The organism is Mojavia sp., assembly GCF_059505145.1.
The window spans coordinates 91,861-116,700 of sequence record NZ_JCACKA010000035.1 but is presented as its reverse complement, the minus strand read 5'-3'; the positions used below and the strand labels follow the sequence as shown (position 1 = coordinate 116,700).

Genomic DNA, 24,840 nt, shown 5'->3' with positions numbered 1-24,840 from the left:
CAACTGGTGTTTGAGACCACTTGATGCTGGAACTTTTAAGAACTTTCCTTACTTCTAAACAGTTTATTCCCCACGGTCATTGCTACCTCTGGAAACCGGAGTTAGTAGGGCTACATATTGTATCCGACTGTTTAATTGCACTTGCTTATTATTCAATTCCCATCACGCTGCTTTATCTTGTCCGCAAGCGCCAAAGCTTACCATTTAACTGGATGTTTCTGCTGTTTGCCACATTTATCGTTACTTGTGGTACCACCCACTTAATGGAAATTTGGACACTCTGGCATCCCACCTATTGGCTAAGTGGCTCTATTAAAGCCATCACCGCATTAATTTCACTGTATACAGCTTTTGCTCTGATACCATTGGTGCCAAAGGCACTTGCCCTCCCCAGTCCTACACAACTGGAAGCAACTAACCGAGAACTAGAGCGTGAAATCAGCGATCGCAAACGGGCAGAACTCGCCTTGTATGAGCGTGAAGCAATGTTGCGGAGAATTGGGGATAACCTGCCCAATGGCGCAGTTTATCAGGCGATCCGCGAACTGGATGGCAGCGATTGCTTCTCTTACCTCAGTGCAGGGATTGAAAGACTGATGGAAGTCAGTGCTGAAGATGCTCTTAGAGATCCAAGTTTGCTGTATCGCCAGTTTATCCCAGAGGATACTGCCCGCTTTCAGGCAGGCGTTGAAGAGTCTGTGAGGAATCTATCTGTATTTGATATTCAACTGCAAATCAAAACACCCAGTTGTCAGCTGAAATGGTTACATTTCCGTTCCACCCCACGTCAGTTGCCGAATGGACGTGTGGTATGCGATGGATTGGTGGTGGATGTAACCGAAATCAAGCATACTGAAGAAACACTACGAAAAAGTGAAGCCCTCCTAGAAGAATCTCAGCGAGTCGCTCGCCTTGGTAATTGGGAGCATAATCTTGCCACTGGCAAACTTACCTGGTCAAAAGAGCTTTTCAGCCTCTTCAATCGAAATTTAGCCCAACTAGAGCCAAACTATAAGGAACTGCTTGAGTTATACCACCCAGAGGATCGGCAAAAACTCCACCAAGCCGTAGAACGAGCGATCGCAACTGGCGAGTCCTACAAGCTAATTCTACGTGTACCTCAGCCAGATGGCTCTTATCGCTATTTCGAGGCCATTGGAAATGTAGAATTTAATGCACAAGGACAGGTCATCCGTCTTTATGGAACTGCCCAGGATGTCACCGAACGCCAACAGGCACAGATAGCCCTGCAAGTAAGTGAGGAACGTCTGCAACTGGCTCTTGAAGCTTCTGGAGATGGTTTTTGGGACTGGAATCTCGTAACTCAAGAGGTGTATTATAGCCCCTGCTTTCTGGAAATGCTCGGATATAGCTGCGATGAACTCCCAAAGAATTTGAGTACCTGGGAGCGATTAGTTCATCCAGATGATAAACCTTGGGTTGAGAAAATTTTGGCAGCCCATCTCAAGGACAACTCAGTACCCTACAAATTTGACTATCGACTGGGAACCAAGTCTGGTGAATGGAAATGGATTGCAGACTATGGCAAGGTTGTAATGCGTGATGACAATGGCAGAGCTTTACGAATGGCTGGTACTCATCGGGATATTAGCGATCGCAAACAAGCCGAATCAGCCTTAGCCAAAAGTGAAGAGCAATTCCGGCTAACCTTGGAGTTTACAAACATTGGTATCTGGGATTGGAATCTTCAAACAGGAGAAGTAATTTGGAACGACAACCACTTTCGCTTGCTAGGGTTAGAGCCAAAAACAGCAACACCCTCATTTGAGCTATGGCGTGATTCTATTCATCCAGAAGATGTTGACCAAGTTCAACAGATTTTGTTCAAGGCGCTGAAACAACATACTAATTATGAAGCCGAACATCGTGTAATTCATCCAAGTGGCAAGGTTCACTGGCTGCTTGGCAAAGGACGCGGAATTTACAACGAAGCAGGCGACCCAATACGGATGCTAGGTGTAATCATTGATATCAACGAGCAAAAACTGGCGGAAGAATCACTACGGCGATATGAGCGAATTGTAGCTACAACGACGGATGCTATTTCGCTGCTGAATCGCAATTATATTTATCAGGTGGTGAATCAAGCGTATCAGAATTGGTGTGGCAAGCCTAAAGAAGAAATTGTCGGGCATTGTCTGGATGAAATTGTGGGGCAGGAGATGTTTGAGAGCGTCATTAAACCCCGGTTAAATAAGTGTTTGGCTGGAGAGAAGATTCAATATGAAATGTGGTTTAACTATCCAGATAAAGAATCTCAATTTTTAAATATTACCTATGCACCTTACCTCGAAGCAGACCAAACCATCTCAGGTGTATTAGTTAGCATTCGGGACATGACTGAACTCAAACGTACAGAAGAAGCTTTGCAAGAAAGTGAAGCTCGCTTTCAGGCATTTATGGACAACAGCCCAGCACTAGCTTGGATTACGGATGCAACTGGGCGTGTAGTTTACTTAAGTCAAAGCTACCTGCGGACATTTGAATTATTACCTAATCAGGCGATCGGACAGTCTATTTTTGACCTCTACCCGCTTGAGATTGCTCAACAGTTTATGAGTAACAGTCTAATAGTTGCTGAGACAAATCAGGTTCTTGGGGTGATTGAGGTAGCTCCCCGAACAGACGGCACCCTCGGTGAGTTCTTGGTATATAAATTTCCGATTCCTGGATTATCTGAACAAAAATTAGTTGGAGGAGTAGCAATTGACATTACAGAGCGTAAAATTCTAGAGCGGGAACTAGCTCACAAGCAAGAGTTGTTGGATGCCTTTATCACTAGCGCACCTGTTGGTATAACCGTCCTCGACCAGCAACTGCGTTACTCGTTAATCAATGAGGCATTGGCGGAAATGAATGGCATTCCAGCAGCAATGCATATTGGCAAGACAGTGTGGGAGATTGTCCCTGATATAGCACCAAAGCAGGAACAGGTCTTCCGGTATGTTCTGACAACGGGTGAACCAATTTTAGATTTTGAGATCAGTGGAGAAACTCCAAAACTGCCTGGTGTGATCCGGACTTGGCTAGCTTCTTACTTTGCAATTGAGTCTGAAGCCGATCAACCCATTGGTCTGGGCATTGTTGTGGTAGAAATTACAGAACGCAAACGTGCTGAAAAGATGTTGGAGTTGCAAGCAATCATCACTCGCAATGTAGCAGAGGGAATTTGCTTAATTCGAGCCGCTGATAAAATTATTGTCTACGCCAATCATAAATTTGAGCAAATGTTTGGCTATGAAGATGGTGAACTCACAGGTCAGCATGTATCAATTCTCAACTACGAAGAGGAATACAGTACTTCTGAACAGGTGACAGAGGCGATTATGGCTACGATTCTGAAACACGGTGAAGCAAGTTACGAAGTCCATAATGTGAAGAAAGATGGCACTTCCTTTTGGTGTCGCGCCGCCACATCTGTTTTTGAGCATCCTGAATTTGGAAACGTTTTTGTTGCCGTTCAACAAGACATTACCGAACACAAGCAAGCAGACGAACAAATTAAAGCATCTCTCAAAGAAAAGGAGGTATTACTTCAAGAAATCCACCATCGCGTGAAGAACAATTTAGGAATTGTCAGCAGTTTGCTGGAGATGCAGTGCAGACGTACAAAAGAGCCGCAAGCAATTGCAATCCTGCGCGATAGTCAAAACAGAATTGCTTCTATAGCTTTGGTTCATGAAAAACTATACCGTTCTGAAGAGCTTGCCGATATTAATTTCGCTCAATACATTCCTGATTTAACAACTCATTTATTCGATTCCTATAATGACAGATCCAGCGATATTCGATTGAATATTCAAGTTGATGATGCTAAGTTAGACATTGAAACTGCCATTCCTTGTGGTTTGATTATCAACGAACTAGTTTCTAATGCTTTGAAATATGCTTTTCCTGTTCATCGTGAAGGTGAAATTCAGGTCAGATTATATCAACAATACAACCAAAATTTGATACTCATTATTCGAGATAATGGTGTTGGGCTTCCTGAAAACTTTGATAGCAAGAAAGCTAAAACACTGGGTATAAACCTTGTTCAGGGGTTAGTCAAGCAACTAAGGGGAACGCTTGAAATTAAATGCCAGCAGGGAACAGAATTTAAAATTACTTTTACAAAAAATAGGGCATAAACATGACCAATATCTCATCAAACACGCAGACAACAAAGACGATTCGGGTTCTTGTTGTTGAAGATGAGTATATTCTGGCTATCAATTTACAAGAAAGCTTAGAGTCTTTAGGATACAGGGTCGTAGATATCGCAGATTCCGCAGAAGCAGCAATTGAGAAAGCAAACAAACTGCGCCCAAACTTGATTTTAATGGATATTCGGCTGCGGGGCGAAATGGACGGCATCCAAGCAGCAGAACACATCTGGAATCGTTTACAAATTCCCGTTATCTACGTTACAGGGCACTCTGATAAAAGTACTGTAGAGCGGGCAACGCTGACATTACCTTTTGGTTACATTCTCAAACCTGTGAGGGAGCAAGAACTGTATGTTGCTATTCAAACAGCACTCAATCGCTATGAACGCGAGCAATTTTTGAGTAGTGTGCTTCGAGGTATGGGGGACGGGGTGATTGTGGTAGATCCACAGTTACGCGTCAAGTACTTGAATCAGGCAGGGGAAGCACTCACAGGGTGGCGACTGGATGAAGCGAAAGACCAAATGTTAGACGATGTTTTTCAACTCATTGATGAACAAACTCAGCTAAGAGTAGAAAATCCCATCATCTGGGCCTTCCAACAAGAAACCACTATTTATTTAAGCGATCGCATTCTACTAATTGCCAAGGATGGAACAAAGATACCTGTAGCTGATAGCGCTACTCTCCTAAGAGACAACAACGGTGCGATTACAGGCGCTGTCATGGTTTTTCGGGATGACACCCAACGCAGGTTAACCGAAGAACGCAACCTCGCGGCTGAACGTACCCGAAAACTAGAAATGCAAATAACGGAACTCCAACTACTGAACCAGTTGAAAGTGGATCTATTGGCAGCCACTTCTCATGAAATGCGAACGCCCTTGTCAAATATCAAAATGACAATTTCTTTACTAGAAAATATTCTTGATCAGCAGGAAATAGGACAATTAGAAGCATCTTCTAAACTTGAGTCTGTATCTTGCTACCTGGGTATTCTACGTTCTGAGTGCGAACGAGAGTTAAATCTGGTCGATGATTTGCTGAAGATGCGAATCATTGATGCAGATATGTATCCATTGGAATTGACTTCGATTCAACTTCAATTGTGGCTACCTCATATTGCTGAAGGTTTTCAAGAACTAGCTCAAGCTAAACAACAAATTTTAGAGCTTAACATTCATCCAGACTTACCACCTCTGATTTCAGACTTAAGTATCCTGACTCAAATTGTGTCGGAGTTACTCAACAATGCTTGCAAATACACTCCTCCTCAAGAACAGATTACGGTAACTGTCCACCTCGTCCAAAACCCAACTAGCATAATAAATCAAGATACTCAAATTCCGAGCTTTCAAATTACAATCAGCAATTCTGGGGTAGAAATTCCTAGCAATGAACAATCTCGCATCTTTGAACCGTTTTACCGAATTCCTAATAGGAATACAACAGAACAACCTCCTATTTCTAACCTGATTAAAAAGATACCGATTAGTAGTACATGGCAACCTAGCGGTGCAGGATTGGGGCTGGCATTGGTGAAGAAGCTAGTCAAATATATTCAAGGCACGATCGCAGTGACTAGCGCTCAAGGCTGGACAAGCTTCACAGTCCAGCTACCATTAACTTTGTCGTTGGAGCGTTCATCCTAAACCTAAATGATTTCGCAGTGCTTGGCGCATCACTTCTACAGGTACATTCTCTTGTTGTAACCAGATTTTTAATGCTGCTACTCCTTGTTGGACAAGCATTTCTAATCCATTGATCGCAATTGCACCTTGTTTTTGAGCTTGTTGGAGAAATTGTGTCGGTTGAGGTATATATATCAAATCATAGGCGATCGCTTCTGTTGGTAAATTCTCCATTTGCGTTGCACTTAAAGGAGATTCATCTACCTTGGGATACATACCAATAGGAGTTGTGTTAACTAGCAAGTTAGCTTGGGGAATCAGTTGTGCTAGTTTCTCCCATGTATGCACTTGCAAGTTCTCAGCTAGGGGTGTACCCCAGCTATTTTGGAATTCTTTTAACTTTTGCTCATTGCGCCCAACGACATGAATTTCAGCAAAACCTAGCTGGCTACAACCTGCTACAACTGCCCTAGCTGCACCACCATTGCCTAAAATTACTGCTACCTTCTGACTCCAATCTTGCTGATATGTTGTTTGCAGTGGGGCGATGAATCCTTCTATATCTGTGTTTGTTCCCACCCATTGATCATCCTTGCGGGTGACAGTATTCACTGCGCCTATAGCTTGAGCCAAAGGGGTAATTTCTGAGAGTAGGGGCATAATTGCCTGTTTATGAGGAATTGTCACACTAAAGCCGACAACTCCTACCGCAGCAAAACCTGCGATCGCTACTTCTAAATTTTGTGGTTCTATGGGAAATGGAAGATAAACATAATCTAATCCCAACTGAGCGATCGCAGCATTGTGCATTACCGGCGACAATGAATGTTCCACCGGATGCCCAATCACTCCTAAAAGCTTAGTTTTACCTGTAATTGATATTTCTTTAGTCATAACTCCCCGTGTCCCTGCGTCTTCCTACATTCCTGTACTAGCCTACAATTATTAAAAGCTACTTCACACTTCTTTAGATTATGCAGGTAACCACAGCCCCCTCTACAACTCCCATTCCTGGCCAGTACTGGCAGTGGCGAGGGCACAAAGTTTACTATGTACGAGCAGGAGAGAAATCGCAACGCCCACCCTTACTATTAGTACATGGGTTTGGTGCTTCTACAGACCACTGGCGCAAGAATATCACAGGACTGTGCCAAGATTTTCAAGTATTTGCGATCGATTTATTGGGATTCGGACGTTCAGCCAAACCGAAATTGCAGTACGGCGGCGACTTGTGGCGTGATCAACTCTACGATTTTATTAATGAAATCATCGGGCAAAAAGCAGTCTTAGTAGGTAACTCCCTTGGTGGGTATGCTTCGTTGTGTGTTGCAGCCCAACGCCCCGATAGTGCAGCTGGTGTAGTCTTACTTAACAGTGCAGGCCCCTTTAATGAGCAACCTACATCAGAACCTGAAGCTTTGCAAACCCAAATTCAGCCTCCCAAGCAAGAATCTGGATTGCAGAAGTTACTGGGTGATAGCGTTAAGTGGATGTTTCAACAACCTTTAGCCCAGTTTTTATTATTTCAATACGTGCGACAACGTTGGGTAATTCGCCAAACTCTAGAGAAAGTTTATCTAGATAAAAGTGCAATTACAGACCAATTGATAGAGGAAATTTATCGTCCTGCTTATGATGCAGGTGCGTTGGATGTATTTGTTTCAGTGTTTAATACTCCCCAAGGTGAAAAAGTTGATGTACTGCTGAAGCAATTAACTTGCCCTTTACTACTATTGTGGGGAGAAGCTGATCCTTGGATGAAAGCTAGAGAGCGATCGCAGAAGTTTCAACAATATTACCCTCAACTAAAAGAATATTTTCTCAAGGCTGGTCATTGTCCCCATGATGAAATACCAGATCAAGTGAATCCGCTTTTGCGAGATTGGGTATTGTCTATTTCCCAGTAATGTAGGGAAATATATTAGGAACTTGTAACAACCAAACTATTGCAATGATTGACATCCCGCCTTGCACTTGAGTGCAAGGCTGAGAGCTTTAGTCCACTTAAGTGGACTAAAATGATTCACTCAGTCCGCTTTAGAGGACTTTCGCTATTAGCCTTGGAATGGAATTCCGAGGCTAATAGCAACGAAGCAAAGATTTATTAGATGTGGTTAATGACAAAGCTTCTAGCGTAACGACTATTTTTCAAAACGAGATGCTGCTCATTTTTTCCTATATTTTTTATTTCAAAATATATGATTTAATTTCTTGCTCCATAGAATCACTTATAATTTCGCTTCCCATAGCAGGTTTATCAAGATTAACTCTAATAAAATTTGTCTTATCTCTTTCTGTAAATTTTTTATCATTATTAGAATCTTTAATTATTTTGATAAATAAAGCATTTTGGCTGGGGACAATTACCCAATTAATGACTTGAGTATTATTCGGGGTAATTTGCTGGAGATTTTTACCAGATAAATCAGATAAATATCCAATTAATGCATCTTCTGAATTGAGTTTTTTGTCTGTGTTAGTATCCTGCTCAAGGATTTTATATAACCAAAATCTTATAGGCGATTTACTTGCTGATTTTGTTTCCAATAACTCGAAAGAATTTATTATTGCTTTTTTATTTAATAAAAGATGACTTTCGCCATCCTGCTTATGATAAAAAATAAAATTATACAGTTTGTTATCTCTAACATAAGAACGTGAAAGTCCATAATTACTTTCTTTATCTTGATTATGTTCTGCTAGATAAACTGGAATCATCAAATAATCTGATTGTTCTTTGATGATGATGTCACTATATATAATATTTGGTTCTAGCTTTTGTTCTTCAGCAGCTTTTACTTGTGTCTTTTCTATTCTTCTAGTAACACTCGCTTCACAAGAAAGAGTAAATGTGCTTAGAACTATAGCTGTAGTAATTTTATTCAAAAATTTCTTATGAATCATTAAAATCTCCTAGCAAGATATTTAGCCGTTCTATTTTATACCCTGCTAGAAGATTGCCCAAATTTATAACTTGTGGTCAGCATTATCCTAGCCTTACAGCTAGCTCCTCAATCATAAATTCCGGTAATTCTGACCGTACTGAGCAGTGATTATACTATTAGTTGTAATAAATATCACTATAAAACTCAAAAACCTGGTCAGTTGTGACCAGGTTCGCTCGAATTCGCAGTTTTCAAATCGTTAACTCGTTAGGTAATTACAAAAATCAACAACTAGGGTGGACATAACAACTAGCAAACTCAGCATTCTTTGTTTTTCCGCTTTGGGATTTGGCTTTGCCTTTCTTAAAAGACTTTGCGCCACTTCATTAATTTGCTGAAATTTACTTGGGCTGCTGACGGGAGACACCGTGTCATTTGCCCTTTTTGGTTTTGCTTTATTTGGTGTCTATAAATATAATCTATCACTCAAATAATGAGCCGCAAACCCTTATTTACTAAAGTTGATATTCTGTATAATTTTGCAATACAAAACAAAATCTTGACACAAACAGGTTTTACAACTTCCAATTATTGGGGATGGAAATTTGATCCCCAATGTTGGAAATCCGTTGAGAATAGATCCCTAGTAAAAGGGTCTGGACTGGGGATTGGGGATTAGGGATTTGGCCTTATTGGCGACAAGCGGAAAATTTTTGGAATGCTCCGCTAGTAACGCAGTAATTAATTACCATTCCCACATGACTGTACTCTCGTCAAGATTATCAGTGACAATGCGTCCAATGGCATCAATTTCTGCAAGTTCAGTAGCAGAAAGTTTAACCTCGGCTGCTAATGCGTTGTCTTTTGCTTGTTGGGGATAACGCGCACCTGCGATCGCATTTGTTTGAGGTTGGGCAATTAACCATGCCAATGCCAACTGAGCAAGGGTAGCATTATGTTTGTCAGCTATAGGACGCAGTTTTTCTAAAGCTTGTTGGGCGTGTTCAAAGTTTTCGCCTTGAAACAGTTTATTTTTAGCACGGTTATCTGCCGGATCGAATTTATGTCCGGGAGCAAATTTACCTGTTAATAATCCCTGTGCTAAGGACGAATAGGCAAGGATAGAAATATTATTTTCGATACAGTAAGGCATTACATCTTTTTCTACCTGCCGCCAAAAGAGAGAATAAGGTGGTTGTAAACTATCAATCCGACCATATTTTGCTGCTTCTGCTATTTGTTCGCGGGAAAAATTAGAAACACCAATTGCTCGAATTTTACCTTGCTCTTTGAGGGAGTTAAGAGCGCTCATAGTTTCTTCAATTGGTACTATTTCACTATTAAAAGCGCCAGAGGGCCAATGAATTTGATAAAGGTCTATATAGTCTGTTTTGAGGTTTTTCAAAGAACCTTCACAAGCCCGAATCACTTGATCATACTTAAGATGGTTGGCGAAAACTTTCGTAGCATACTCTACGCGCTCGCGGACATCAGATAAAGCTTCAGCTACAATGCGTTCAGAATGTCCTTCACCATAAACTTCCGCAGTATCAATTGTAGTAATACCCGCTTCAAATGCCGCTCGGATTGTTTTAATCGAGTCAGCGTCTTCAATTCCCACCCACATTTTTTTACCTGCTTGCCAAGTTCCCATGAGGATGGGTGTGATTTGTACGTCTGATGTTCCTAGTGTTCGCTTTTCCATTATTAGTTCCTAAATTCATCTCCCTGGATAGTTCCATACTGTATCGGTCTTAACGTGAAATTAAATCAGAGTTAAAGTAGATACTGATGAAATTGACTACGACTTTTCATGCGCTCAAAGAATGGGCAGTTGCCATAAATGCTTTAGAACAAGGCAACACAATTATGTTGTTGCGTAAAGGTGGTATCCATGAACAAAATGGACGTTTTCAAGTTGCTCATGAGCAAGTTTTGCTCTACCCTACTTTTGAGCATCAACAACCTTTTTTGTTGAAAGCTGAATATGCCAATCTTGTCTGCCCGGTGACATCGGGTTGGCATCCAGAGACGGTTCGCATTGGTAGCTGGGCTGAAATTACAGATATTTTGCCAGTCAGTGACGAGTCAGTTGTGAACTCTTTGCTGCCCTTCCATATTTGGAACGAGCATTTTATTAGCGATCGCCTCAAGTGGAAAGCCCGTCAGCCACTGTATATTCTCCTGTTGCGGACTTATAAACTACCCGAAGCGCAAGAAATTCCTTACCGTGCTGAATACGGTGGTTGCAAGTCATGGATTGATATAGCTCAATCTCTTAACGTACAGCAAGCAGAACCAGCTTTATCTGAGTCGAGTTATCAGCAGTTAGTAGCAGAGATTCGCGCCATTGTTGGTGATAAGCTGTATGTTCCTGCTTTCTGAAGAGATGTAACAGTAGGTAGTATAAGTAATTCAAAATTGTGTAACCAGAAAAACAAATCGTATATGCTTTAGGTCTGTTGCAAAATAGTATTTCTCGCTACATACTCTGGCGAAAACCGCAAGTAGTATTAATAAATCTTACCCTTTAATCACGGCAGGGGGATAAATGCTAGTTAAGGCTGTTGTTGTTTATATTCCACGGAAAACATCCGATGGGGTTAAATTTGCTGAGTATTAATCTGCTTTACGCAGCCTTAAGTTTGACAGCTATCCACAACTATCGGGCAAAAATTATCCCATAAGGGTGAGGCGGGTATTGACAAATTTCTGCCAATATGCAAAATAGGCTAAACGCAAAGGAGTTTACCATGCATCGACAAATGTGCTGGTTATCTAATTCAAGTGGTGATGGGGAGAAAATTTTGCATTTGCAGATCGCACCCAATCAACCCTGGCGTCCCTACACAGCTTTTGGGCAATACGCAGTGCCAGATTATCAAATACCAGGTGGCTCAAAAGGTTGGGCAACTTATCAAAAACTGTTAAAAGCTGGCTGGACATTGGTTCCTAGCGCACGGGCACAGGAGTTTGCTAGCCACTACTCAGAGTCAATAGTCCAAAATTAATAGTCTACAGTCTACTTGAATAACTGTGGACTATTAATTTAAACTTCACAAAACACTTCACAAACCTTTTGGAGAACCTTCGCCACGAGGATCGGCTGCTCCTTCTAAAATACCATCTGCTGTGACGGCGATCGCGTTAGCATTGCCCCAAGGAGTTGTTTCTTTAATATTGTGTCCCCGACGACGCAACTCTTGCAGAGTGAGAATATCTAAACCCCAAGGTTCCACTCGCAACTCATCGGGAAGCCATTGGTGATGTATGCGTGGGGCAGAAACAGCTGCACCAACATCCAAATTGTATTCCAGCACGTTTAATACTACTTGCAGCACTTGGGTAATGATGGTACTACCACCAGGGGTTCCTGCTGCCAGGCGTAAACGATTGTTTTCCGTGACAATTGTTGGAGTCATGCTGGATAAAGGGGTTTTGCGGGGTGCGATCGCATTTGCTTCGTTACCAATCAAACCAAAATCATTAGGCACTCCTGGCGCTATGGAAAAATCATCCATCTCGTTGTTAAGTACAATCCCAGTTCCCGGAGTCACCACCCCAGCACCAAAGCCAAGGTTAATTGTAAAAGTTAAACTCACGGCATTATGCTGCTCATCCACAACTGTTAGATGACTAGTTTCAGGAGATTCATATTTAGAACAAGAAGACAATAGAACAAGAGGACATCTGGAATTTTGAATAATATCAAGTTGAGTACGTAGCGGGACGCTTGTTAACCACGTCAGAAAGTACTCCCCCTGCTTTCTTAAGAGTCCTGGCTTTACCCCCATTGAGGGTTTAGCCCTTTCCATCTTGATTTGTTGACGGCGTTGTTTGGCGTATGCTGGACTGATCAGTTCTTGTACAGGGACTTTGACAAAATCTGGATCGCCTAAATATTGTGAACGATCCGCATAAGCAATCTTCATCGCCTCTGCGATTAAATGTAAAGCATTGGGGTGATGCCATCCTAAAGATTTTAAATCGGTGTCGCCGATAATATTTAAAATCTGCAATAGGTGAACACCTCCTGATGAAGGTGGTGGCATAGAGCAGATTTTAGCTTTGCGGAAAGTACCACACAAGGGATTACGCCAAATTGGTTTGTAGGTTTTTAAGTCTTCGAGTGTAATTAAACCACCATTTTTTGCCATATCAGAGGCGATCGCCTGGGCGATACTGCCAGTATAAAAACTTTGCGGATTCTGGGCAATTGCTTCTAAAGTTCGCCCTAAATCACGTTGTACCAATCTTTCTCCAGGGCCGTAAAATTCACCGTTGCGTGTAAAAATTTCTCGCGCCGCCGGATTGTTGAGAATTACCTGCTTACGTGTTCGATTCACTTGCACAGAGCGGTAGGTTACCACACGGCTGAGAAGAAAACCATCCTTAGCCAGAGCGATCGCAGGTTTTACTACCTCTTGCCAAGGTAATTTACCATAGCGACGATGCACTTCATACATTCCCGCCACTGTTCCTGGTGTCGCTACTGCCAAATAGCCATTAACACTTGCATTCGGACGCACCTTACCTTGTGCATCCAAGTATATATTTCTTGTAGCTTTTAGCGGTGCGCGTTCCCGGAAATCTAACGCTTTCATCTCACCAGTTTTCTGTGAATGCATCAATAAAAAGCCACCGCCGCCAATTCCTGCTGAAAAAGGTTCTACTACAGAAATCGCAAAGGTTGTAGCTACGGCTGCATCAACTGCATTACCACCCTTAACTAACATAGAAATTCCCGCTTCACTTGCTAGGGGATGGGCTGAAACTACCATTCCCTTTTTGCTACGTAAGGGTAAAATGAAGGCGGCTGATGCGACAGAGTTGTAACACAGAATACCAAGAGAAAAGACAGCGATCGCAACTCGCTGGTAATTGCCTACTATATGCATTTTTATGCCATTGTGTTTTATATTTCTTAGGCTAGCGCCTGGGAGTGCATTACAAACAAAATATGGGTGTGTAAGTGCCGTTCCCTGATACTTTTGATTATTTAATAGAGCCGCTGGGGAAGCATGACCAAGCGGCTTTTTCTTGCGGTGTTGAGAAACTAGACCGTTATTTAAAACAGCAAGCAGGACAAGATGGGCGTAAACGTGTGGCTGCTCCCTTCGTCTTAATAGAAAAAGATTCTAGGTTGATTGCTGGTTATTACACACTTTCAGCAACAAGTATTCAATAAAAATTTTGATTTCACATTTGTTTATAGCTCATACCTACCTGTGTAAAACAAGTTAAAAAATTACCTTATAAAGAACATTTTTCACCCTTTGGTGTAAAAAACTTATAATTTTTTAGATTTACGAAACTCGTGGACAACATCTTTAATATTCTGTAATTCGCCCTCAACTAAGTAGTTTAATTGTCGCATTTCATCTGCTGTAATTCTTCCAGCGACTTGAGCGATCGCTTGTCTTAATTGCGGATATTTTTTTAAAGTTTCTTTGCGCACAATCGGTGCTGCTTCATAAGGGGGAAAATACTGTTTATCATCCTTTAAAACCGCTAAATCCAAGCGAGCAATCTGCCCATCGGTAGAATTACCTGCTACCATATCTACCTGCTTTTGCAGCAATGCTCGATAGATTAAACCTAAATCCATAATTTGGGGTGGTTTAGCAAAATGTAAGTTATAGGTTTTCGCTAATCCCGGAAAACCATCTTCCCGTTCCAAAAATTCATAGCCAAAGCCGCCACGCCATTGGGGTGTATATTTAGTAGCTTCCGAGAGAGTTTGAAGATTGTAGCGCTTGGCATCCTCACCCCGAATAATTATTGCGAATGTATTTTCAAAACCTAAGCTTGGCATTACTTCTAAATTGAATTGCTGGGCGTATGCTTGTTTTAATTTTTCGTAAACTAATTTTGGATCACTAATTGCTTTTTGTTTTAAAATGCCAGTAAAAGCTGTACCTGTATACTCAATATAGGCGTCTATTTTGCCAGCAGTAATTGCACTATGACAAACGAAAGAACCACCTAAGCGGGGACGACGCGCAACTTTTAAATTAGTGGTTGCTTCAATTTGTTGTGCTAAGAGTTCACCTAAAATATCTTGTTCAGTAAAATCTTTAGAAGCTACGATAATATCACCACTGTTATTGGTAGTTGAATTTGGGTTGCAACTGGCGATCGCAACTACCAAAGCAACAGTTAACAGGCAAAAAAGTACAAATGTTTTTATTGTCTCTGTTGGGTATTTTAGGCGCATATTATCCTAAGTTACCTCTAGGCTTGGTTAATTTTTAACTTTTAATCTTTTTTCCATCCAACCAATAGCCAAATCAGCAATTAATGCAATTACTGCCGCAGGAACTGCCCCTGCTAAAATTAACTGATTATTCACGACTGCGATTCCACGAAAAATAAATACACCTAAACCACCAGCACCAATCGCTGCGGCTATAGTTGCAATTCCAATAGCAATCACAGTTGCTACACGCACCCCTGCTAAAATTACTCCCACCGCCAAAGGAATTTCTACTTGAAACAACAATTGTTGATCAGTCATTCCCATACCTCGCCCAGCTTCCCGAATTGCAGAATCAACGCCAGTGATACCAGTATAAGTATTGCGAATTATCGGTAACAAAGAATATAAAATTAATGCGACAATTGCTGGTACTACGCCAATACCACCAATTACAGGTACAGGAATAAGTAAACCAAACAAAGCCAAACTAGGAATAGTTTGCAGAATATTGGCAATACCCAGAATCGGTTGACGGAGGTTTGTTTGGCGTGTAATTAAAATACCTAAGGGGATGCCTATCAGTATGGCGATACTAATAGCAATGCCCACCATAAATAAATGTTCCAGCGTATGCTGAAGAATTTCTGGGGCGTACTTGATGAGGAAGAAATCTTTCATAATGTGTCTTGCAATGAACGCAGACATTGAACAAAAGCAAGACTCTCTGGATGTTGAGAGTTGATAAATTCATCCTTTGTCCCTAATACTACCAATTCTCCACCATAAATTAAACCAATTCTTGAAGCCAAAACAAAAGCTTCTTGAATATCGTGGGTGACAAACACAACGGTTTTGCCTAATTCTTGTTGTAACCGTCGAAACTCCTGTTGAATTTCTAAGCGTGTAATTGGATCGAGTGCGCCAAATGGTTCATCCATTAATAATACAGGCGGATCAGCTGCTAGCGCCCTGGCTACACCAACCCGTTGCTTTTGCCCTCCTGAAAGTTCATGGGGATAGCGCCTAGCAAATTGTTCTGGATTTAAACCTACCAATTGCAACAGTTCGTAAACCCGCGTTTTAATTTGTTTCGGTTTCCAACCTTCCAAAGCGGGGACTAAACCTACATTACGTTCAACTGTGAAGTGAGGAAATAAACCCGTTTCTTGAATTACATAACCAATCTTGCGCCGCAGTTTAATTTCATCCCATTGAGTTGTAGGAACACCATCAAATAAAACTTCCCCTTGGGTGGGTGTGAAGAGGCGATTAATTAATTTCATAGTAGTAGTTTTACCACTACCACTGCGTCCGAGTAATACTAGCGCTTCACCTTGATGAATGCTGAAATTGAGATTTGATACTAAAGGACGATGGTTGCGGCTAAAGGTGACATTGCGGAACTCTACAGCAATTTGATTCTGCGGCATAGGTAACTAGCAGTCGAGATTGGCTTTATGTCACATTATGCGGTGATTTCGCTAGAAACTCTCCTTGACGACTGGAAGCCGCAGTTAATCTTGCACGCAAACAAGACGCGTAGGGGCTTCGGGAGAGAAGGCCGCCTACGCGGGTTTTAAATCCTTAATTATTAAGGACTTACTTGTTTGTGTAGTAGCGAATTAGGTTTGCCCAAACTTTTCTTAACTTGCAAGCAGTGCTTTTGTAGCTGACTCTCCTGCTTTTCTCAAATTTCGCCTTAGTTGAAAAACTAATAAACCTAGAGTACTCCAATGAACAAGTATGGCTAGGAATGCTTTTATCGGTGACAGTGAGTTGGCTTCAGGAGAAATGGCATAAATTGGTGCAAGTATTGAAAACAGCCAGAGAAAATTGTTGTCTCTGGAGTAAGAAGAAAAGATGGCCATAATTATCACTGGTAATACAATTACAGCAGCGATGGTAGCATTAGTCCAAAATACTCTATGCTTATTTTTGCTGAATAAAAGTAGTTGAGCTAAGGCTGCATATATCATAGCTAAACTCCCAGCTAAAGCCAGAGCGAAAATAGCATTAATTTTGTTATCAAGGGGGACACGAGAGAGGAATATTAATCCACATAAACCGATAATAGCAATCATTGCATTTATGGCGATCGCTACTAATCCTGGACTCTTTTCACCCCAAATTAAATTCTGAAATAATGTACTATTAACCAAGCCTTTGCTAGTAGAAGTCCGTTTATATCTTGCCCAATCTTGTAGTATTTGGCGATGAGGATTAAGAGCAGCAATGAGATATAATAATAGCCAAAAATTCAAGAAAAATAAGCACACAATATTTTCGGCCAGTAGATATGAACCAGGAGAATCATCGAATGCTAATTTTTGCCAATTCGCACAACCTAAAGTAATAACTGTAAAACAAGCCGTTAATAAATAACTCTGCTGCTTGCTCAACATAGTAGTATTAGGGTCACGAAAGCAACGTTGTAAAGATTGCCAGATAAAATATGTTCCTATACCGTAAATAGATAGAGCAAAGCCAAGCGTATTTACAACACTATCGCCTAAAGGTAAAGCAAACCAATGGAAATTAGTAAGTCTTGAACTAATCGGCCTGAATACAGAACTCATGTCTGCATTAGGAATTAAATAACAAGGGTTAACCAGCCTCAAAAAAACAAGTGGATAATCATCTGATATTTCCGGCATGACTAATCGCAGACTGATTAGGAGAAATCCTAAAACTACGCCACTACCTAACCAAGCTTGGAAACCACCCAACCAAGAACTAACTAAGCCAAATAGCAATGCACCACTATAATATAAAATGCTAGCAGCAACCACAGCTGCGTAAAAACTTAAGATTAGTTGCAAAGAAATTTTAGCATTTAAAGCTGACCATAAATGCAAAGGAACAGCTAGTAGTACTACAACATAAAGCAAAATAGGAACACCCAAAATTTTGCCTGAGAAAATACTTTGATGCGATTGGGGACTAAGGCGAATAAAATTGAGTGTTTCACGCCGTTCTTCAGAAGCCAAATCACTGATTAGTAGATAAGTTCCTGCTACTAAAAGTGTAAAAGTGCCAATAATACTCAAATGTGTAAATAAATCTAGCGACCACAATTGCCAATTGACAACCACATTACCAAATTCATCCTTAATACATTTTGGTAAATTGTAGAGCATCTCTCCCGTACAATATTTATTAGAATAACCTTGAAATACTGTATTACGAGTTGGTAGCTCGATTTGGCAAACCATAAAAATTAGAAATTGACCCAGCAGAGAAATAGCAATTGCCAACAATATATTACGTGATTTTAAACGGCCTTTGAGTTCACGTAAAAGTTGGGGATTCCAATCACCGATCTTGTCTAATAAATTGAGCATCATAGAAAAATCTCCGTAAATTGGAAGTGATAATTATTAAATAATCAAGATGCTTGCTTATGACCTAATTTCAAGAAAATGGTTTCTAAGTCTTCTTGGGTGCAGTGAAAATCAGTTACGGGAATACCAGCATGAATGAGCGATCGCAACAAATCTGCACAATCTTCCTCCTTGCCAGAAAAATTCACTCGTACACTATTTTTTCCTGTAATTACCTGCCACTCATCCACCGCAGGATGATTTTTCAATTCGCTCAAAAGTGGCTCTAATTTCCCTAGAGTTGATAACACAATTTGCTGGCGAGAAAGACGCTGGTAAAGTTGTTTTAACGAAGCACTTTCTACTAGGAAGCCAAGTTCCATAATTCCGACAGAAGTACACAGTTCTGCTAAGTCACTGAGAACATGAGAGGAAATCAATATCGTCATCCCAGCTTCTTGCAAAGCTTTGATAATTTCACGAAACTGCATCCTAGCGATGGGGTCAAGCCCTGATACTGGTTCATCCAGCAGCAGTAAAATTGGTTCATGAATAATCGTTCGCGCTAAACTCAAGCGCTGCTTCATCCCTCGTGAAAGTGTAGAAATCAAGCTATTACGCTTATTGCCGAGTTGTATCAGTTCCAACACTTCATGTAGCCGTTGAGTACGACGCGGTTCCCGCAAGCGATACAGTCGTGCAAAATAATCTAGGTAGTCCCAGACTGTCAGATCCTCATATAACGGATAGTCATCAGGTAAGTAGCCAAGACGACGCTTGAGGGTGGGGTTGCTTTTGTCACGTAGCAGGCGATCGCCATTAATATAAATCTCACCAGTAGTAGCCTCCTCAGCGGCTGCTAACATCCGGATGAGAGTTGTCTTACCTGCGCCATTAGGGCCAATCAGTCCGTATACTTCACCCGCTTGGATCTCTAAATCCACGTTATTAACAGCAATATGTCGGTCAAATTGCTTAGTAAGTCCACAGGTGCGAATTGCTAATTCTTTTACCATAGCTGCCAGAGTGCGGCTTGTGATTAACGCTTACACTAACCTGTCTCTACAGTTTTTGCCGAGCTTGTTTCAGAAATAGAAACCAAGTTTACACAATCTTAATTTTATTACGCAAAATACTTAAATTAAAGTCTTAATAAAGTTAACAAATATTATCAAAATATTGGGAATTTTAAAACAAGAAAACTCTAGATCTTCACAGCTAATCAACTGTAACAGTTATGGATTTTGATTCGCTCATGCAGATGCCAGTCATCGGGGAAACTATTGCTTATGCTATCGAAGATGGAAGGCAGTGGGGACAATCCTTTGCTAATAATTTTTATTGGGCAGGTAACAAAGATAACATTGCAAACTTGATGATCTTAGAATCAACTGTTTGGTCAGTCGGCAACGGTATTCTCAATGGTGTTTTAGGATTCGCAGGAATACCAACTGAGATTGCAATTACGTTGTATTCTCAAGTAAAGCTAGCATCTGCCCTTTTTACCATTTATGGAATTGATATCAGAAGCCCATCTTCACGTCCTTTAGTTTTAGCTGCGGCTGCGGGAATTACTGTAGCAGAACTTGCTAATGAATTAGGGACTAAAGTTGGCTCACAAGCTATTCAAAAAGCTTTGATGTCTATCCCTGGTAAAACATTTGTTGAAATAAATAAAGCTTTGGGAATTAAGTTAATCTCCAAAGCAGGTGAAAAAACTTTAGTTAACGTAGCAAAAATGATGCCTTTTGTAGGGTCTGCTGTTGGTGGTACAGTCAATGGGGTCATGATGAATGCTTGCGGATATTCAGTAATTGCCTTCATCAAAGCTTGGAATAGGTCATAAAATAGCGCGGTATTTATAGCGATTAGCTGGATTTTTCAAGTTCAGCTCATCGCAACTAAACACAGCTTTTTTACGTTTCGTCTTGCTCTTGCTCATCTTTTTGCATTTCTTTAATTTCCGAAATTATTTCTTCTATAGTGGGGTTTCCCAAAATCTGATCTCTGTCTCGTGTGTAATCCCCACTTCCCATCTCAAATTGCTGCATAAATCGTGCCATCCCAGCTGGGCCAAGGGCCTTAGTAAGGGCTTCTATCCCCAGCCGCCTAATCTCAACCTGGGAAAGTTTAGTCACGTCTATCATGTGTCGCCTCCATTACCCATTGAAGTGGGTTTTCTAATCTTACTTGTAGCAAGTTCCTGCACCTTGCAGCCAAACGCAACATTCTGTCATCTGTGGTTAAAAAGATATCGGCATTCCCTGCTTCCGCACAAGCAATATGCAATGCATCGTAGTTTTTAAATCCCAGTTCAGCAAGTTGGGAACCACGAGACTCAATTTGTTCGTTAATCATAATTTTGCTCGTCGCAAAAGCAGTCCATAATCTCATCTGGTCTTTTCTTGCGCTATCAGGGGTACGCTTCAGTTCAACTTCAATAACTTGGCTTGTCAGTAGCAACCACTCACCGCGTTGACAATTCGTTAAGATGAGTCGCACAGCCTCAGCTTCCAAACGAATTCTTTCCTGTGTCTGGTCATCGAAAGGGCGATTCAGACAACAGACATCTAAATAAATTGAAAACTCCATAAGTACATCTTGCTCGGTATGATATTTAATCTGCAAGCATTTACCTAGTAAGAAACAGCTATGTCACAGAACTACCGCATTACCCTACTCCCTGGCGATGGCATTGGCCCTGAAATTATGGCAGTAGCGGTAGACGTGCTGAAAGTCGTAGGGAAAAAATTTGATATTCAGTTTAAATTCCAAGAAGCCTTAATTGGTGGTGCGGCGATTGACGCTACAGGCGAATCTTTGCCATCTGCTACCTTAGATACTTGTCGTAACAGTGATGCTGTATTACTGGCTGCGATTGGTGGTTATAAGTGGGATTCCCTACCATCTCATAGCCGCCCAGAAGCAGGTTTGCTGGGGTTGCGTGCAGGTTTGGGATTATTCGCCAATTTGCGCCCAGCGAAAATTTTGCCTCAACTCATTGACGCTTCAACTTTGAAAAGAGAAGTTGTGGAAGGCGTAGATATTATGGTGGTGCGCGAACTCACTGGTGGAATTTACTTCGGTAAACCCAAAGGAATTTTTGAAACTGAGACTGGAGAAAAACGTGGTGTAAATACAATGGTTTACACCGAATCGGAAATCGATCGCATTGGGCGAGTAGCATTTGAAGCCGCCCGGAAACGCGGTAAGAAACTCTGCTCGGTAGATAAAGCAAACGTGTTAGAAGTATCGCAGTTATGGCGCGATCGCATCACTAAACTATCCCAAGAATATCCCGATATTGAACTATCTCATCTCTATGTAGATAATGCTGCCATGCAGCTAGTACGCGCTCCCAGGCAGTTCGATACGATTGTTACAGGCAATTTGTTTGGCGATATTCTCTCTGATGCTGCTGCCATGCTCACGGGTAGTATTGGAATGTTACCCTCTGCTAGTTTGGGTGCTTCTGGGCCAGGAGTTTTTGAACCTGTTCATGGTTCCGCCCCAGATATCGCAGGACTTGATAAGGCAAATCCTCTAGCACAGGTTTTGAGTGCAGCAATGATGTTACGCTACGGTTTAGATCAATCAGAAGCAGCAGACTCCATCGAAAACGCTGTATTCCAAGTTTTAGAACAGGGCGATCGCACAGGCGATATTCTTTCACCAGGAACCAAACTTTTAGGTTGCCGTGCTATGGGCGACGCACTCATTCAAGCTCTACAAGCAAAATAATTTTTCTGCCACAGTTTGACCATTTTGGCAACCGTTGCGGAAACTTTCGGATAAACTAAAGAGAAATCTAGCAAGCAAATAGCAGCAAATAGTGCACGCTTTACGACAAGGACAAGCAAACTTTACCAATCCCAAAAACCAGCCTCTTCAGCCTCCCTTGGTTGATCCCGCTGTCATTAGGGCTGCTGGTAAAATTTACTACACTCTATGTGAGGTACATCCTGAAGTAGCTGGACAACCTACAGGAGTAGCAATTAACCGCACAAATCATCGGGGCAAGGTGATTTTTACGAATCATCCAGTCTTGTTGCCGGAAGAATGTTTTGTGCCCTTGAGTCAAATTGAATCTTATATGTATTAGTCAGTTGTTAGTTGTCAGGTGTTAGTTGTCAGTTGTCAAGAGTGGATATTAATTAACTCTCGACAAAGCACAAAAGATAAACGACAAATGACACAGGACTCATGACAACTGACTATATGGACATTTTACTAATTGTCCCGGCGAGCGCTATCGTCTTCGCTTTGGGTGCATCTATTGGCAGCTTTATTAATGTTGTAGTTTATCGACTCCCGGCAGGATTGTCGGTTCTTTGGCCTCCCTCACGCTGTCCCCATTGCCTCAACCAGTTAAAAGCTTACGATAATGTACCAGTGCTTGGCTGGGTGTGGTTAAGAGGCCAATGTCGTTATTGTAAAAGCAAAATTTCTGTCCGTTATCCTGTGGTAGAAGCGGTAACGGGCATAATTTTTTTGTTAGTATTTTTAATATTTAAAGTTTCTATTTATACAATTGGATATTGGGCTTTTTGTAGCTGGTTATTAGCGTTATCACTTATAGACTTAGATACAATGACCTTACCCAATCAACTTACGCAGTCGGGTTTGGTATTAGGGATTGTATTTCAAATGATTGTAGGGTTTCTCCCTGAAGCTAGCTGGGTAGGATTAATCAAACATCTCATGATGGGGATCGTCGGAGCTGTACTGGGCTTGTGGTTATTTGATGCGATCGCCATAGTCGGTTCAATGATCTTAGGTAAAACCGCAATGGGAGCAGGAGATGCCAAATTAGCCGCCATGATGGGAGCTTGGTTAGGTTGGAAGTATTTGCTTCTAGCTGGTTTTATGGCCTGTGCGGTGGGAGCATTAGTAGGTGGCGGTGCAATTGCACTATCCCAGCGCAGATTCGGACAAAAGATACCATTTGGCCCTTTTCTCGCTTTAGGAGCTGCGATCGCTCTGTTTGGCGGCGAAGCAATTTTATCGGCTTACCTACGGTTATTTTTTCCAGTAAGTTAAATATAGGAGGTAAAAATCAATTCAAAATTCACTTATTCAAAATTCAAAATTTAGGATACCTGCTTTTACCATTCCATTGCTCATCATAAGAAATTTCTACCCTCCATGACTGTAACTGTCATTACGCTATCGGCCCTTCAGATTTTGGTAATATCATCCTGTGACCTGTATCACCCTCTTACTCTTAACGAGCTGATTGCTCATAACCTAGCATCACGAATTCTTGATTTGGGAGCAAGTATCCCCTGGAGGGGTTGGGAAGGAACATCCTGTTTAGAGGTTAAGATTCCAACGGCTTTGCCGATACCTTCACAATATCAGACTAACAAGAGACTTGTATTGGCATAAGCATTTTCGTTAAGCTGGCAACCAAAGATGCAAAATCAGGTCTGAATTGCTTACAAGCGTAATTTGACAATGTAGTCAATAGTCAAGATCCGAAACGGGATAAACAAGCGTGTCATTTCCACAGTGGAACCACCAAAAACTCCGTATCCAGCCCAAAGTCCCAATGAGCGACTATGGAACGAGAACTTTTTACCCTGTACGCCCCGTAACTTCTTGACCTGTTTTCGACCTCATTACCCACTTGATAAGATAAAAATGGCAAACAACGAAGAAACACGCGGTTTAAAGTCTCTATTAGATTGGTTTGCAAATCGGCGAAAATCAGGAACTATCAGCCTCGAACGTCAAGAACGTGAAATTGCTGATGGGTTATGGCACAAGTGTTCTAAGTGTGGCGTATTGGCATATACGAAAGACCTTAGGGCGAATCAGATGGTTTGCGTCGAATGTGGTCATCATAATCGCGTCGATAGCGATGAACGCATCCGCCAATTAATAGATCAGAATACTTGGAGACCGATGGACGAGCATCTACGCCCCACCGATCCCCTGCAATTTCGCGATCGCAAACCCTATAGCGATCGCCTCCGAGAAATGCAAGAAAAAATTGGCTTAATAGATGCAGTTAAAACAGGTTTAGGACAAATCAACGGTTTGCCCGTAGCTTTGGGGGTCATGGACTTCCGCTTCATGGGTGGAAGCATGGGTTCAGTTGTAGGCGAAAAACTCACCCGCATGATTGAGCAAGCAACTCAACGGCGGTATCCTGTATTGATCGTTTGCACTTCTGGTGGGGCTAGAATGCAAGAAGGAATGCTTTCCCTCATGCAGATGGCTAAAATCTCCGCAGCCCTACAACGCCATCGGGATGCACGACTTTTATATATTCCAATTTTGACTAATCCCACTACAGGTGGTGTTACCGCGAGCTTTGCTATGTTAGGCGATATCATTCTTGCAGAACCAAAAGCCACCATAGGTTTTGCTGGTCGGCGAGTGATTGAGCAAACCCTACGGGAAAAATTGCCAGAAGATTTCCAAAGTGCGGAAGATTTACTCAAGCACGGTTTTGTAGATGAAATTGTGCCTCGGACTCAGTTAAAGAATACCCTAGCGCAGTTGATTGCCTTGCATCAGCCCATACCAACAGCGCCCCATATGGTTTTGTGGGAAACGATGAGCTTAAGTTCCACAGCTGCTGAGTAAGTAGAATAGGGGAGATCAAAGAATTATTCTTTCTCCCCCTGC

The 24,840-nt window shown here is 41.6% G+C and carries 22 protein-coding genes; 11 read left to right on the top strand and 11 right to left on the bottom strand.

From position 1 onward, the window contains the following. Window positions 1–23 precede the first annotated feature (23 nt). Together AC5JL8_RS06050 and AC5JL8_RS06045 are read left to right on the top strand one after the other, a co-directional pair. On the top strand, window positions 24–4,151 hold the full coding sequence (locus AC5JL8_RS06050; protein ID WP_495878869.1) for a PAS domain S-box protein: 4,128 nt from the start codon (window positions 24–26) through the stop codon (window positions 4,149–4,151). 2 nt (window positions 4,152–4,153) lie between these two features. Beyond that, the gene (locus AC5JL8_RS06045) at window positions 4,154–5,821 is read left to right on the top strand and encodes a hybrid sensor histidine kinase/response regulator (RefSeq protein WP_495878868.1); all 1,668 of its coding nucleotides are present in this window, start codon (window positions 4,154–4,156) and stop codon (window positions 5,819–5,821) included. On the opposite strand, the gene AC5JL8_RS06040 is transcribed toward AC5JL8_RS06045, so the two are convergent. After that, window positions 5,813–6,694 carry a shikimate dehydrogenase gene (locus AC5JL8_RS06040; RefSeq protein ID WP_495878867.1) on the bottom strand — a complete coding sequence of 294 codons (882 nt, stop codon included), beginning with the start codon at window positions 6,692–6,694 and terminating at the stop codon, window positions 5,813–5,815. The genes AC5JL8_RS06045 and AC5JL8_RS06040 overlap by 9 nt on opposite strands. Window positions 6,695–6,774: 80 nt before the next feature. On the opposite strand from AC5JL8_RS06040, the gene AC5JL8_RS06035 reads away from it, so the two are divergent. Beyond that, window positions 6,775–7,707 carry an alpha/beta fold hydrolase gene (locus AC5JL8_RS06035; RefSeq protein WP_495878866.1) on the top strand — a complete coding sequence of 311 codons (933 nt, stop codon included), beginning with the start codon at window positions 6,775–6,777 and terminating at the stop codon, window positions 7,705–7,707. A 277-nt stretch (window positions 7,708–7,984) separates the two neighbouring features. Here the strand turns inward: AC5JL8_RS06035 and AC5JL8_RS06030 are convergent, their stop codons facing one another. Together AC5JL8_RS06030 and AC5JL8_RS06025 are read right to left on the bottom strand one after the other, a co-directional pair. Continuing rightward, on the bottom strand, window positions 7,985–8,704 hold the full coding sequence (locus AC5JL8_RS06030; protein WP_495878865.1) for a hypothetical protein: 720 nt from the start codon (window positions 8,702–8,704) through the stop codon (window positions 7,985–7,987). Window positions 8,705–9,430: 726 nt separating this feature from the next. Continuing rightward, on the bottom strand, window positions 9,431–10,390 hold the full coding sequence (locus AC5JL8_RS06025) for an aldo/keto reductase (RefSeq protein ID WP_495878864.1): 960 nt from the start codon (window positions 10,388–10,390) through the stop codon (window positions 9,431–9,433). Window positions 10,391–10,476: 86 nt separating this feature from the next. Here AC5JL8_RS06025 and AC5JL8_RS06020 point away from each other — a divergent pair, with 86 nt between their 5' ends. Beyond that, window positions 10,477–11,070: a DUF1802 family protein gene (locus tag AC5JL8_RS06020; protein WP_495878863.1), complete on the top strand. Its 594-nt coding sequence runs from the start codon at window positions 10,477–10,479 to the stop codon at window positions 11,068–11,070. 368 nt (window positions 11,071–11,438) lie between these two features. Next, on the top strand, window positions 11,439–11,696 hold the full coding sequence (locus AC5JL8_RS06015) for a hypothetical protein (RefSeq protein ID WP_495878862.1): 258 nt from the start codon (window positions 11,439–11,441) through the stop codon (window positions 11,694–11,696). 57 nt (window positions 11,697–11,753) lie between these two features. Here AC5JL8_RS06015 and ggt read toward each other — a convergent pair whose 3' ends face one another. Beyond that, window positions 11,754–13,583, bottom strand: coding sequence for a gamma-glutamyltransferase (ggt, locus tag AC5JL8_RS06010; protein ID WP_495878861.1), 1,830 nt, complete (start codon window positions 13,581–13,583; stop codon window positions 11,754–11,756). A gap of 74 nt (window positions 13,584–13,657) precedes the next feature. Between ggt and AC5JL8_RS06005 the strand changes: the two genes are divergently transcribed. Next, complete coding sequence (locus tag AC5JL8_RS06005; protein ID WP_495878860.1) at window positions 13,658–13,873, top strand: hypothetical protein; 216 nt, start codon at window positions 13,658–13,660, stop codon at window positions 13,871–13,873. A gap of 102 nt (window positions 13,874–13,975) precedes the next feature. Here the strand turns inward: AC5JL8_RS06005 and AC5JL8_RS06000 are convergent, their stop codons facing one another. The 5 genes from AC5JL8_RS06000 to AC5JL8_RS05980 form a co-directional block, all read right to left on the bottom strand. Beyond that, complete coding sequence (locus tag AC5JL8_RS06000; protein WP_495878935.1) at window positions 13,976–14,875, bottom strand: glycine betaine ABC transporter substrate-binding protein; 900 nt, start codon at window positions 14,873–14,875, stop codon at window positions 13,976–13,978. A 54-nt stretch (window positions 14,876–14,929) separates the two neighbouring features. Continuing rightward, the gene (locus AC5JL8_RS05995; RefSeq protein WP_495878859.1) at window positions 14,930–15,562 is read right to left on the bottom strand and encodes an ABC transporter permease; all 633 of its coding nucleotides are present in this window, start codon (window positions 15,560–15,562) and stop codon (window positions 14,930–14,932) included. Beyond that, the gene (locus tag AC5JL8_RS05990; protein WP_495878858.1) at window positions 15,559–16,314 is read right to left on the bottom strand and encodes an ATP-binding cassette domain-containing protein; all 756 of its coding nucleotides are present in this window, start codon (window positions 16,312–16,314) and stop codon (window positions 15,559–15,561) included. Before AC5JL8_RS05990 ends, AC5JL8_RS05995 begins: the two co-directional genes overlap by 4 nt. A 213-nt stretch (window positions 16,315–16,527) precedes the next feature. Continuing rightward, a complete protein-coding gene (locus AC5JL8_RS05985; protein ID WP_495878857.1) occupies window positions 16,528–18,228 on the bottom strand; it encodes a hypothetical protein in 1,701 nt (566 codons plus the stop codon). Window positions 18,229–18,269: 41 nt separating this feature from the next. Then, window positions 18,270–19,220, bottom strand: a complete 951-nt coding sequence (locus tag AC5JL8_RS05980; protein WP_495878856.1) for an ABC transporter ATP-binding protein — start codon at window positions 19,218–19,220, stop codon at window positions 18,270–18,272. Window positions 19,221–19,441: 221 nt separating this feature from the next. Here AC5JL8_RS05980 and AC5JL8_RS05975 point away from each other — a divergent pair, with 221 nt between their 5' ends. Further along, window positions 19,442–20,050 carry a hypothetical protein gene (locus tag AC5JL8_RS05975; RefSeq protein ID WP_495878855.1) on the top strand — a complete coding sequence of 203 codons (609 nt, stop codon included), beginning with the start codon at window positions 19,442–19,444 and terminating at the stop codon, window positions 20,048–20,050. Between the two features lie 70 nt (window positions 20,051–20,120). On the opposite strand, the gene AC5JL8_RS05970 is transcribed toward AC5JL8_RS05975, so the two are convergent. Continuing rightward, window positions 20,121–20,351 (bottom strand): hypothetical protein, encoded by a 231-nt coding sequence (locus AC5JL8_RS05970; RefSeq protein WP_495878854.1) that lies wholly within the window; start codon window positions 20,349–20,351, stop codon window positions 20,121–20,123. Continuing rightward, entirely contained in the window at window positions 20,335–20,796 is a 462-nt protein-coding gene (locus AC5JL8_RS05965; RefSeq protein WP_495878853.1) for a PIN domain-containing protein, read from the bottom strand. The genes AC5JL8_RS05970 and AC5JL8_RS05965 overlap by 17 nt, the downstream gene beginning before the upstream one ends. A 60-nt stretch (window positions 20,797–20,856) precedes the next feature. Between AC5JL8_RS05965 and leuB the strand changes: the two genes are divergently transcribed. From leuB to accD, 4 genes are all read left to right on the top strand, one after another. After that, the gene (leuB, locus tag AC5JL8_RS05960; protein ID WP_495878852.1) at window positions 20,857–21,945 is read left to right on the top strand and encodes a 3-isopropylmalate dehydrogenase; all 1,089 of its coding nucleotides are present in this window, start codon (window positions 20,857–20,859) and stop codon (window positions 21,943–21,945) included. Window positions 21,946–22,036: 91 nt separating this feature from the next. After that, window positions 22,037–22,306: a hypothetical protein gene (locus tag AC5JL8_RS05955; RefSeq protein WP_495878851.1), complete on the top strand. Its 270-nt coding sequence runs from the start codon at window positions 22,037–22,039 to the stop codon at window positions 22,304–22,306. A 116-nt stretch (window positions 22,307–22,422) separates the two neighbouring features. After that, window positions 22,423–23,244, top strand: coding sequence for a prepilin peptidase (locus AC5JL8_RS05950; RefSeq protein WP_495878934.1), 822 nt, complete (start codon window positions 22,423–22,425; stop codon window positions 23,242–23,244). A gap of 603 nt (window positions 23,245–23,847) precedes the next feature. Further along, complete coding sequence (gene accD, locus AC5JL8_RS05945; RefSeq protein ID WP_495878850.1) at window positions 23,848–24,798, top strand: acetyl-CoA carboxylase, carboxyltransferase subunit beta; 951 nt, start codon at window positions 23,848–23,850, stop codon at window positions 24,796–24,798. The last annotated feature ends 42 nt before the right edge of the window (window positions 24,799–24,840 follow it).

Bases quoted from the DNA above. Each gene is read 5' to 3' on its own strand.
- AC5JL8_RS06050 (WP_495878869.1), top strand. From the start codon at position 24: ATGCTGGAACTTTTAAGAACTTTCCTTACTTCTAAACAGTTTATTCCC.
- AC5JL8_RS06045 (WP_495878868.1), top strand. From the start codon at position 4,154: ATGACCAATATCTCATCAAACACGCAGACAACAAAGACGATTCGGGTT.
- AC5JL8_RS06040 (WP_495878867.1), bottom strand. From the start codon at position 6,694: ATGACTAAAGAAATATCAATTACAGGTAAAACTAAGCTTTTAGGAGTG.
- AC5JL8_RS06035 (WP_495878866.1), top strand. From the start codon at position 6,775: ATGCAGGTAACCACAGCCCCCTCTACAACTCCCATTCCTGGCCAGTAC.
- AC5JL8_RS06030 (WP_495878865.1), bottom strand. From the start codon at position 8,704: ATGATTCATAAGAAATTTTTGAATAAAATTACTACAGCTATAGTTCTA.
- AC5JL8_RS06025 (WP_495878864.1), bottom strand. From the start codon at position 10,390: ATGGAAAAGCGAACACTAGGAACATCAGACGTACAAATCACACCCATC.
- AC5JL8_RS06020 (WP_495878863.1), top strand. From the start codon at position 10,477: ATGAAATTGACTACGACTTTTCATGCGCTCAAAGAATGGGCAGTTGCC.
- AC5JL8_RS06015 (WP_495878862.1), top strand. From the start codon at position 11,439: ATGCATCGACAAATGTGCTGGTTATCTAATTCAAGTGGTGATGGGGAG.
- ggt (WP_495878861.1), bottom strand. From the start codon at position 13,583: ATGCATATAGTAGGCAATTACCAGCGAGTTGCGATCGCTGTCTTTTCT.
- AC5JL8_RS05995 (WP_495878859.1), bottom strand. From the start codon at position 15,562: ATGAAAGATTTCTTCCTCATCAAGTACGCCCCAGAAATTCTTCAGCAT.
- AC5JL8_RS05990 (WP_495878858.1), bottom strand. From the start codon at position 16,314: ATGCCGCAGAATCAAATTGCTGTAGAGTTCCGCAATGTCACCTTTAGC.
- AC5JL8_RS05985 (WP_495878857.1), bottom strand. From the start codon at position 18,228: ATGATGCTCAATTTATTAGACAAGATCGGTGATTGGAATCCCCAACTT.
- AC5JL8_RS05980 (WP_495878856.1), bottom strand. From the start codon at position 19,220: ATGGTAAAAGAATTAGCAATTCGCACCTGTGGACTTACTAAGCAATTT.
- AC5JL8_RS05975 (WP_495878855.1), top strand. From the start codon at position 19,442: ATGGATTTTGATTCGCTCATGCAGATGCCAGTCATCGGGGAAACTATT.
- AC5JL8_RS05970 (WP_495878854.1), bottom strand. From the start codon at position 20,351: ATGATAGACGTGACTAAACTTTCCCAGGTTGAGATTAGGCGGCTGGGG.
- AC5JL8_RS05965 (WP_495878853.1), bottom strand. From the start codon at position 20,796: ATGGAGTTTTCAATTTATTTAGATGTCTGTTGTCTGAATCGCCCTTTC.
- leuB (WP_495878852.1), top strand. From the start codon at position 20,857: ATGTCACAGAACTACCGCATTACCCTACTCCCTGGCGATGGCATTGGC.
- AC5JL8_RS05950 (WP_495878934.1), top strand. From the start codon at position 22,423: ATGGACATTTTACTAATTGTCCCGGCGAGCGCTATCGTCTTCGCTTTG.
- accD (WP_495878850.1), top strand. From the start codon at position 23,848: ATGGCAAACAACGAAGAAACACGCGGTTTAAAGTCTCTATTAGATTGG.